This window comes from Streptomonospora mangrovi (assembly GCF_027604915.1).
Taxonomy (GTDB): Bacteria; Actinomycetota; Actinomycetes; order Streptosporangiales; family Streptosporangiaceae; genus Streptomonospora; species Streptomonospora mangrovi.
In genome coordinates, this window is sequence record NZ_JAJAQC010000098.1 from 1 (window position 1) to 8903 (window position 8903).

10 protein-coding genes and 1 pseudogene are annotated in these 8903 nt (G+C 74.7%); all 11 read right to left on the minus strand.

The window, feature by feature from the left end; all coding sequences use genetic code 11:
- Positions 1-193 (minus strand): annotated as a pseudogene (locus LG943_RS27145) (hypothetical protein); the annotation flags it as partial.
- A gap of 76 nt (positions 194-269) precedes the next feature.
- Positions 270-1376, minus strand: a complete 1107-nt coding sequence (lgt, locus tag LG943_RS27150) for a prolipoprotein diacylglyceryl transferase (protein ID WP_270075232.1) — start codon at positions 1374-1376, stop codon at positions 270-272.
- A 21-nt stretch (positions 1377-1397) separates the two neighbouring features.
- Entirely contained in the window at positions 1398-2411 is a 1014-nt protein-coding gene (locus tag LG943_RS27155; RefSeq protein ID WP_270075233.1) for a DsbA family protein, read from the minus strand.
- A gap of 136 nt (positions 2412-2547) precedes the next feature.
- A complete protein-coding gene (locus LG943_RS27160; RefSeq protein WP_270075234.1) occupies positions 2548-3069 on the minus strand; it encodes a MauE/DoxX family redox-associated membrane protein in 522 nt (173 codons plus the stop codon).
- Positions 3070-3327: 258 nt separating this feature from the next.
- Positions 3328-4191, minus strand: coding sequence for a tryptophan synthase subunit alpha (gene trpA / locus LG943_RS27165; RefSeq protein ID WP_270075241.1), 864 nt, complete (start codon positions 4189-4191; stop codon positions 3328-3330).
- Between the two features lie 5 nt (positions 4192-4196).
- The gene (trpB, locus tag LG943_RS27170) at positions 4197-5423 is read right to left on the minus strand and encodes a tryptophan synthase subunit beta (RefSeq protein ID WP_270075235.1); all 1227 of its coding nucleotides are present in this window, start codon (positions 5421-5423) and stop codon (positions 4197-4199) included.
- Between the two features lie 260 nt (positions 5424-5683).
- On the minus strand, positions 5684-6490 hold the full coding sequence (gene trpC, locus LG943_RS27175; protein ID WP_270075236.1) for an indole-3-glycerol phosphate synthase TrpC: 807 nt from the start codon (positions 6488-6490) through the stop codon (positions 5684-5686).
- Positions 6491-6704: 214 nt separating this feature from the next.
- Positions 6705-7133: a DUF2752 domain-containing protein gene (locus tag LG943_RS27180; RefSeq protein ID WP_270075237.1), complete on the minus strand. Its 429-nt coding sequence runs from the start codon at positions 7131-7133 to the stop codon at positions 6705-6707.
- A gap of 20 nt (positions 7134-7153) precedes the next feature.
- Positions 7154-7522, minus strand: coding sequence for a CD225/dispanin family protein (locus LG943_RS27185; protein ID WP_270075238.1), 369 nt, complete (start codon positions 7520-7522; stop codon positions 7154-7156).
- 285 nt (positions 7523-7807) lie between these two features.
- Positions 7808-8236, minus strand: a complete 429-nt coding sequence (locus LG943_RS27190) for an HGxxPAAW family protein (protein ID WP_270075239.1) — start codon at positions 8234-8236, stop codon at positions 7808-7810.
- A partial coding sequence (locus LG943_RS27195) for a Trp biosynthesis-associated membrane protein (protein ID WP_270075240.1) occupies positions 8236-8903 on the minus strand: 668 nt, incomplete at its 5' end. The genes LG943_RS27190 and LG943_RS27195, both read right to left, overlap by 1 nt.

The window sequence follows — 8903 nt, forward strand, 5'->3', positions numbered from 1 at the left end:
GGCGCGCGCCGCGGCCCTCGGCGCCGGCCGGCACGTCCTGGCCCGCCGCGCCGGTGCCGTCATGGCCGTCGTAACCGCCGTAGCCGTCGTCGCGGCGGTCGGCGGTGTCGTGGCGGTCGCGGGGCGCGCGGGCCGGAGCCGCTCCGCGCGCGCGGCGTCTTCCCGAGCGCCCGGTGGAGTCGGATCTGCTCACGTGGTCTCATCCATCCGTCGGGCCGGGCGGCGCGGGTGCGCCGCCGGCCCGGCTGTGCGTGGCGGGTGCGTGCTGCCTAGGACGGCGCCCCGTCAGCGCCCCCGGTGTCGCGCCCCTTGGCGGTGGCGCCGTCGTCCGCGGTGGTGGGATCGGCGGCGCCGGCGGCCCGGGTGGTGTCGGGGTCCTCCACCGCCGTGGTGTCGGCGGCGGAGTCGTCGGAGGTGGCGGGGTCGGTGTCGAAGACCTGGGTTCCGGAGTCGTGACCCACGGGCACGACGCGGGTGGAGAACCGGTCGAGGCGGCGCCCGGCCCACACGAAGTAGGCCAGCGCCCCGGCGAACACCAGCACCGAGGTCCAGTTGTTCAGCCGCAGGCCGAGGATCTCGTTGGCGGGGTCGACACGCAGGTACTCGATCCAGAACCGCCCCACACAGTAGCCCATGACGTAGACCGCGAAGAGCCGTCCGCCGCCGAGGCGGTCCTCGAAGCGCCGGCCCAGCCACGCCAGCAGCACGGCCAGGGCCAGGCACCACAGGAACTCGTACAGGAAGGTGGGGTGGTAGGTGGTGTAGTACTCGGTGCTGCTGCCGGGCAGCGGCTGCATGCCGGGGCGGGGGGCGCCGTTGGCGTTGTAGGTGTAGTCCAGCGAGACCTCCACCGCCCACGGCAGGTCGGTGGGCGCGCCGAACAGCTCCTGGTTGAAGTAGTTGCCCCAGCGGCCGAGCGCCTGGGCCAGCGGGATGGTGGGCGCGATGGCGAAGGACAGCTTGGACATCGACAGCCCGCGGCGGCGGGCGACGTACCACACGCCCAGGGCGCCCAGCGGGATCGCGCCCCAGATGCCCAGGCCGCCGTTGCGGATGTAGAACACCTCGATGGCGTTGCGGCCCGGCCCGAAGTAGAGCTGGTAGTCGCTGATGACGTGGTAGAGGCGCCCGCCCACCAGGCCCAGCAGCACCGCGGGCACGGCGAGGTCCATGATGGTGCCGCGCTCGCCGCCCATGGCGCTCCACCGGCGCTCGGCCCAGAACACCGCGGCCACGACCCCGGCGAGGATGCACAGCGCGTAGAAGTGGATGGTCACCGGGCCGAGCGAGATCGAACTCACGTCGGGGCTGGGGATGGCCGCGAGGGCGCGGCCGGGGTCGGCCGCGCCCTCAGGGGCGATCAGCGGGATCGTCATCGCTCGGATCTGTCCTTGGGGTCAGGGTGAGGCGTCGGGCTGGGGCGACGCGTCGGCCGCGGCGCCGTCCGCCGAGAGCGGTTCGGTGTCGACCTCGCCGGGTCCGGCCTGCTCCACCGCCTCCTGGATGCCGTTGCCGGAGTAGGCCTCGTTGCCGAGGAGGGTTCCGTTGACGTAGACGGCCGGGGTGCCGCCGAACGCGTTCGCCCCGGAAGGGTACCTCTCTTCGACCGCCGACGTGGAGTCGATGGCCTCGCGCACGTAGGTGCCCTCCAGGAACGAGCCGTCGACGCCGTTCTCCTGGCCCCAGTCGATGAGGCCGCTCAGGCCCATCTCCTGGATGCGGTCGGCGCCCAGCTCCTTCTCGGCGGCGGCGGTGAGGTCGTCCAGGTAGCCGCCGGTGAAGGTGTCCACGACCTCGCTCTCGGCGTCGACGCGCTCGGCGAAGGCGGGGTCGTCGATGCCGGCCTCGGTGCCCCACTCCTTGAGCTGCTCGGTGGAGTAGCCCTCGGCGCCCTCAGCGGGCTGGTGCTCGAACAGCAGGTCGTTGTACTGCACGAACTTGCCGTAGTCGGCGGCGGCGCGGGCGGCGGCGGCGCCGCGCAGGGAGTTGGCGCCGATGGGCGCGGGCTGCTGGGCGAAGATGCTGACCGGGCGGTAGTGCACGATCACCTCGCCCTCGGCGGCCAGCCGCTGGAGGGTGGGGCCGCTGGTCAGCTCGAACTGCTTGCAGTGCGGGCACTGGTAGTCGGCGTAGACCTCGACCACGGGCGCGTCGGCGCCGTCCTCGGCCAGGACCACGCTGCCGTCCTGCTGCACCCGCTGCTCGGGGAGGCTCCCGTAGCGGTTGGCGAACTCCTGCTCCTCGGCGCGCTGCTGGGACAGCACGAGGTAGCCGCCGCCGACCACCACGATCACCACGGCCAGCGCGGCGCCCACCACGGCCAGGACCTTGGTGCGCTTGGCGCGCTCCTCGGCCTTCTGCCGCTCCTGCCTGAGTCGTTCGCGGGAGGCTTCCCGCGCCGCCTTGCCCATCAGCCGATCACCGTGCTTCGTCGTTGGTCCGTTGGTTGGTCATGAGGTGCGCCGGGCACCGGGGCGCGCCGTGGGGCGGCGCGGGCGCGGCCGCAGGCGGCGCCCCGCCGCGCGGGGGCGGGCTCTAAGCCCGGGTTCAGCGGTAGAGGCCGAACAGCCGGTCCAGGGACAGCGGGGAGCGCGGCCACAGCATGGTGATCCCGGCCAGCGCCAGGAAGCCGAGGTCGCGCGCGATGTCGAGGCCGTACTGGGTCTCGCCGGGGGCGACCTGGCCGCCGGTGCCGAAGCAGCCGCAGTCGATGGCCAGCCCGCGCGCCCACGCCGAGACGATCCCGGCGATGAACACCACCATGAGCAGCCCCGTGACGGCGCCGACGTAGCGGGTGGCGAGCCCGATGAGCAGCAGCAGCGCCAGCGCGAACTCGAACAGCGGCAGGGTGTAGCCGATGAGCTGGGCGAGTTCGGGCGAGAAGAGCTGGTAGGCCTCGACGGACTGCACCGACAGCGCCGGCGGCAGCTTGGTGTAGGCGGCGTAGCCGAGCACGCCGGCCAGGGCCAGGCGCGCCAGCAGGGTCACCCACGGCTGCACCGCGGCCCAGCGGCCGGGGGCCGGCGCCGGGGCGGATGCGGGGGGTGCCGGCTGGTGTGTGGTGTCCAAGGTTGCGAATCCCCGGGGGCGAGACGGTCATGTACGGCGGCGGCGCCAACAGCGCACCGTGCGGATACTACTGTATGTGGCGCCACCGCTACACGAAGTCGGCCCGATCGCCTCCGCCCTGGGGCGTCGGGGGGGGCCGGCTCCTGCGCAATCTAACGCCGGGGAGGTCGGCGGATTCCCCCCGGCGGGTGCGCAGGAGCCTGCTCACACCCGATTCTTACCTGTCTAACCCCGCTGCTACCTGGGCGGGGACGCCGGTCAGCCCGTGCGCCCCAGCCGGACGCCCTCGGCCAGCTCGGCGGCGAAGGCCCGCACGGCGGCGGTGGCCGTGCGCAGGTCGGGGGCGTCCAGCACCCGGTCGCAGAACCCGGTGCCCACGATCACCCCGTCGGCGTAGGCCGCGACCTCGGCGGCCTGCGCGCCGTTGGAGATGCCCAGGCCCACGCACACGGGCAGCCCGGCGGGTGCGGCGGCGCGGGTGCGGGCCACCAGCTTCTCGGCGGCGCCCGAGACCTGGGCGCGGGTGCCGGTGACGCCCATCAGCGAGGCCGCGTAGACGAAGCCGCGCGAGGCGCGGGCCGTCAGGCCCAGCCGGTCGTCGCTGGAGGAGGGCGCCACCAGGAATACGCGGTCCAGCCCGGTGGCGTCGGTGGCGGCGAACCACTCCTCGGCCTCGTCGGGGATGAGGTCGGGGGTGATGACCCCGGAGCCGCCGGCGGCGGCGAGGTCGGCGCAGAACCGGTCCACGCCGTAGCGCTCGACGGGGTTCCAGTAGGTCATGACCAGGGTCGCCGCGCCCGTGGCGGCACTGGCCTCGACCACGCGCAGCACGTCGGGCGGGGTGGTGCCCGCCGTCAGGGCCGTGTCGGCGGCCCGCTGGATGGTGGGGCCGTCCATGGTGGGGTCGGAGTAGGGCAGGCCGACCTCGATCACGTCGCAGCCGCCCTCGACCATCGCCTCGACGACCGCGATGGAGGACTCCACGTCGGGGAACCCGGCCGGCAGGTAGCCGACCAGGGCGGCGCGCCCCTGCGCCTTGGCGGCGGCCAGCGCCGCCTGGAGCGCGGTCGGGCCCGCGGCCCCCTGTCCACCGCTGCGGCCGGCCTCTTCGGTGCCGATCACCCCGTTCACGCGCCCTCCTCCTCGTCGCCGACCAGTCCGAAGTAGGCCGCGGCGGTGTCGACGTCCTTGTCACCGCGTCCGGAGAGATTCACCACGATGACGGCGTCGGGGCCGAGTTCGGCACCGATGGTCCGGGCGCCGGCCAGCGCGTGCGCGCTCTCGATGGCCGGGATGATGCCCTCGGTGCGGCTGAGCAGCCGGAACGCCTCCATGGCCGCGGCATCGGTCACCGGCCGGTAGACGGCGCGGCCGGTGTCGGCCAGCCAGGCGTGCTCGGGGCCGACGGCCGGGTAGTCCAGGCCGGCGGAGATGGAGTGGCTGGGCAGGGTCTGGCCGAACTCGTCCTGGAGGACGTAGGTGCGCGCGCCGTGGAACACCCCGGGCGTGCCGCCGGTGATGGAGGCGGCGTGGCGGCCGGTGTCCACACCGTCGCCGCCGGCCTCGAAGCCGTAGAGGCGCACCCCGGGGTCGGGGATGAACGCCCCGAACAGCCCCAGGGCGTTGGAGCCGCCCCCCACGCAGGCGGCCACGGCGTCGGGCAGCCGGCCGGTGAGGTCGAGCACCTGGGCGCGGGCCTCGGCCCCGATGACGTGGTGCAGGTCGCGCACCAGCGCCGGGAAGGGGTGGGGGCCGGCGGCGGTGCCGAACAGGTAGTGGGTGTGCTCGACGTTGGCCACCCAGTCGCGGAACGCCTCGTTGATGGCGTCCTTGAGGGTGCGCGAGCCGATGGTCACCGGCACCACCTCGGCGCCCAGCAGCCGCATGCGGGCGACGTTGAGCGCCTGGCGGCGGGTGTCCTCCTCGCCCATGTAGACGACGCACTCCAGCCCCATCAGGGCGCAGGCGGTGGCGGTGGCCACGCCGTGCTGGCCGGCGCCGGTCTCGGCGATGACGCGGGTCTTGCCCATGCGCTTGGTGAGCAGGGCCTGGCCCAGCACGTTGTTGATCTTGTGCGAGCCGGTGTGGTTGAGGTCCTCGCGCTTGAGCAGGATCCGGGCGCCGTTGCAGTGCTCGGCGAAGCGCTTGGCCTCGGTGAGGGGGCTGGGGCGGCCGGTGTAGTCGCGCAGCAGCGCGTCGAGTTCGGCGTGGAAGGCGGGGTCGTTGCGGGCCTTGTCCCACTCGGCGGCGACCTGGTCGAGGGCGGCGATGAGCGCCTCGGGGCTGAACCGCCCGCCGTAGCGGCCGTAGTGGCCGCGGGCGTCGGGGGTGGACTCCGGTGTCGCGGATGTCATGTGGTGTTCTCCATGGCGGCGCGCTGGCGACGCGCGCCGGTCGAAGCGGATCGGCGCCGCGGCACCGGCGGCACAGTGCCGCCGGGCGGGCGCGGGGTCGGCGCGGCTGCGGGAGTCCTCACCGGCGGTGGTGTGCGCGGGGCGGAGGACTCCCTAGCGCCATCGCCCGGAGGCGGGGAGCCGCACGGCGGCCGCGCCCCAGCGCCGGTCGGCGGTGGGCGGACCGGTGCGGCGGCCTTCGGGGCGGGCGCGCACGGGCGCTAGTTCCGGTCCCGCAGCGCCGGGTGGGCGCCGGCGGTCACCAGGTCGGCGACGGCGTCGCGCGGGTGGCGACCGCGCACCAGGCTCTCGCCGACCAGGACGGCGTCGGCGCCGTGTCCGGCGTAGGCGAGGAGGTCGTGGGGGCCGCGCACGCCGGACTCGGCGACGCGGACGCGGTCGGCCGGGATCAGCGGGGCCAGCCGGGCGAAGGTGTCGCGGTCGACCTGGAGGGTCTTGAGGTCGCGGGCGTTGACGCCGATGACGGTGGCGCCGGCGTCAAGAGCGCGGCCGACCTCGTCCTCGGTGTGCACCTCGACCAGCGGGGTGAGCCCCAGGGACTGGGCGCGCTCCACGAGGGACACCAGGGCGTCCTGGTCGAGGGCGGCGACGATGAGGAGCACGGCGTCGGCGCCGTGGACCAGCGCCTCCCACAACTGGTAGGAGGTGACGACGAAGTCCTTGCGCAGCAGCGGGGTGGAGACCGCGGCGCGGACGGCGGCGAGGTCGGCGAGGCTGCCGTTGAAGCGCCGCCGCTCGGTGAGGACGCTGATGAGGGCGGCGCCGCCGGCGGAGTAGTCGCGGGCCAGCGCGGCGGGGTCGGCGATCTCGGCGAGGGGGCCCTTGGAGGGGCTGGAGCGCTTGACCTCGGCGATGACCTGGACCCCGGGGCGGCGCAGCGCCGCCACCACGTCCTGGGGGCGCGGCACCGAGCGGGCCCGCTCCTTGAGTTCGTCCAGGGGCGTGGCCGCCTGCCGATCGGCGAGATCGGCGCGTACTCCGTCGACAATCTCGTCGAGCACGCTCACGTGGGACTGCCCCCTCAAATCGCCGTGGTGCGGACGCCCCGCGGGACGCGGAGCGCGGTCGTGGGCGGGCCGCGCCGGTGGTCCCGGCGCCCGCCTCGCCCGGCGGGGGTGCGGCCGTGACCGGACGCGAACCGGATCCCGCGACTGCCTCGATCGTATCGATCCCGGGCGGGCGCGGAGCCACTCCCCCCGTCGTTGGGGGGACTCGGTCGGTTTATCCCGGTGCCAGGAAGGCCCCGAAGGGCAGGTTGCGGACCACCCAGAACCCGAGGATGGCGGCGAGGAGCACGTAGAGCCAGATCGGGTTGAGCGCCTTGCGGGGCACGGTGCGCGGGGGCGCCGGGCGCAGGGAGCGGTACAGCCACGTGCCGTAGCTGTAGAGGATGAACGGCAGCAGCGCCATGAACAGGGGGTTCATGCTCAGCGCGCCCAGGACGTCGAATTCGGTCAGGGCGTGCACGGCCCGCATGGTCCCGCAACCCGGGCACCAGGTTCCGGTGATCATGAGCCAGGGGCAGGTGGGGTAGTGGCCCGGCTCGTTGGGGTCGACGAAGTGCAGCAGGGCCGCCCCGGCCAGGCCCGCCGCGCCCACCAGCAGCGGCGCCGCCGCCGGGTGCGGGCGGCGGCGCCGGGGCCGGGACAACGAGGTCTCCTCGGCCGCCATTAGTACGTCGAGACGCTGCTCATGGCGGCGGCGATGATGGCGAAGTAGGAGATACCGCCGATGACGTAGACGATGACGCCGATGATCACGCCGATGAGCGTGAAGCGCTTCGCCTTGGCGGCCTCCTCCTGGGCACCGGCGTAGTCGCCGAGGTTCCACTGGGCGTTCACCTTGGCCGCGGCCAGGATGGCCGGGATGGCGAGCGGCCAGCAGCAGAACATGGCCAGGATCGCGGGCACGAGGAAGTTGTTCGGCGGCTCGCCGCCGCCGGCGGCGCTGGGGTACCCGCCCGAGCCCCCGGGAGGCGGACCGTAGCCGCCGCCGGGCGGCTGGGAGGGGGGCGGACCGGGCGGAGGACCGTAGCTCATGGTCGACACGTCTTTCGTTGGATGACTACTGGTTAACGGTTTCGAGACTGGAGGATGCGCCCTCGCGCGCGGTGTGCTGGTGGCGCACCAACGGGGTCCCGGCTGGCCGCACGCCGTGAACGCGTCGCGGGCAGAAACGCATCATGCCAGATAAACGGGACGGCTGCCGACACGAGCGGCATTGGGGCGGAAGCTGTTCCCCGTAATGTAACCAGGCCGGAAGCAGGACGTCCACGGTCCGCGGCGGCGGCCGCGGGCCGTGGACATCGCAGGGTCGGGCCTGGGCTAACGCGAGGAGCCCGCGGTCTCGCCGGCCGGGGCGGCGGCGGACTCGGCGGGCTCCGCCGAGGCGGCCGCGGAGCCGTCCTTGGCGTCCTTGCCGTCCTTCTCGTGGCCGCCTTCGGCCGTGACGGCGTCCTTGACCTCCTTGACGGCCTCCTTGGCGACCTTCTTCGCCTTGGCCTGGAGGGCCTCCCACTCCTCGCGGGTGGGCGGGACGGGGCGCGGGGTCTTGCGGCCCAGCCCGGCCTTCTTCATGATCCCGGCGATCACGGCGAGGACCACGCTGCCGACCAGGCCCGCGGCGGTCCACAGCATGAGGTCGCCGCCGAGGATGATCGCGACGCCGGCCACGCTCCACAGCACGATCCAGCTCAGGGTCAGGAACCACGCGGCGACGGTGTTGCCGTGGTCCTCGTGGTGTTCGTCGGCCATCAAGGCTCCTTCGGATTCTTCGGCTCGGTGTGCGCGTCGGCGCGCCCGGCGGGGGCCGGCTGGCGCACCGGGGCCGGCGGCGCGGCGGCCTCCGGCGGGTCCAGGGTGGGATCGGCCCCGCTGTCGAGCGACTTCCACAACTCGGCGGGATCGCTGGAGCGGGCCGCGCTCGGGGCGCTGTGGCGATCGTACCTGCTGCTCATGCCGGGCCAGGCGGCACCCCGAAGGAGTACGGCCGCCCCCGCCGCCACCAGCAGCGCCGCTCCCAGGGCGGCCAGCGCGGGCCACTGGGTGGCCACGTGCAGCGCCTCCACGCGGCCCTGCGCGGTGGAGCGCTCGGCGGCCAGCGCGGTCAGGGCCGGGGTGCGGGTGCCCTGCCAGACGGAGTACAGGGCGGCGGCGCCGAAGGCCGCGACGGCGCCGCCCACGGCGCGGCGCGCCCAGCCGCGCGCGGCGACCACGGCGGCCAGCGCGGCGAGCCCGGCCAGGCCCAGGGCGAAGGCGGGCGCGGCGGCGTCCTGGCCGGTCAGCTCCACGGGTGCGGGGGCGACGCGGCCGCCCACGGCGATCTCGGCCTGGGCCCACACGCGTCCGCCCGCGCCCAGCAGCGCGCCGGCGCCCAGGGCCAGCGCCGCCAGGGCGGCGCCGTACTCGGCGCGGGCGCGGC

Excerpts from the sequence above, each read along its gene's own strand:
- lgt (WP_270075232.1), bottom strand. The coding sequence starts at position 1,376 with ATGACGATCCCGCTGATCGCCCCTGAGGGCGCGGCCGACCCCGGCCGC.
- LG943_RS27155 (WP_270075233.1), bottom strand. The coding sequence starts at position 2,411 with ATGGGCAAGGCGGCGCGGGAAGCCTCCCGCGAACGACTCAGGCAGGAG.
- trpB (WP_270075235.1), bottom strand. The coding sequence starts at position 5,423 with ATGACATCCGCGACACCGGAGTCCACCCCCGACGCCCGCGGCCACTAC.
- LG943_RS27185 (WP_270075238.1), bottom strand. The coding sequence starts at position 7,522 with ATGAGCTACGGTCCTCCGCCCGGTCCGCCCCCCTCCCAGCCGCCCGGC.
- LG943_RS27190 (WP_270075239.1), bottom strand. The coding sequence starts at position 8,236 with ATGGCCGACGAACACCACGAGGACCACGGCAACACCGTCGCCGCGTGG.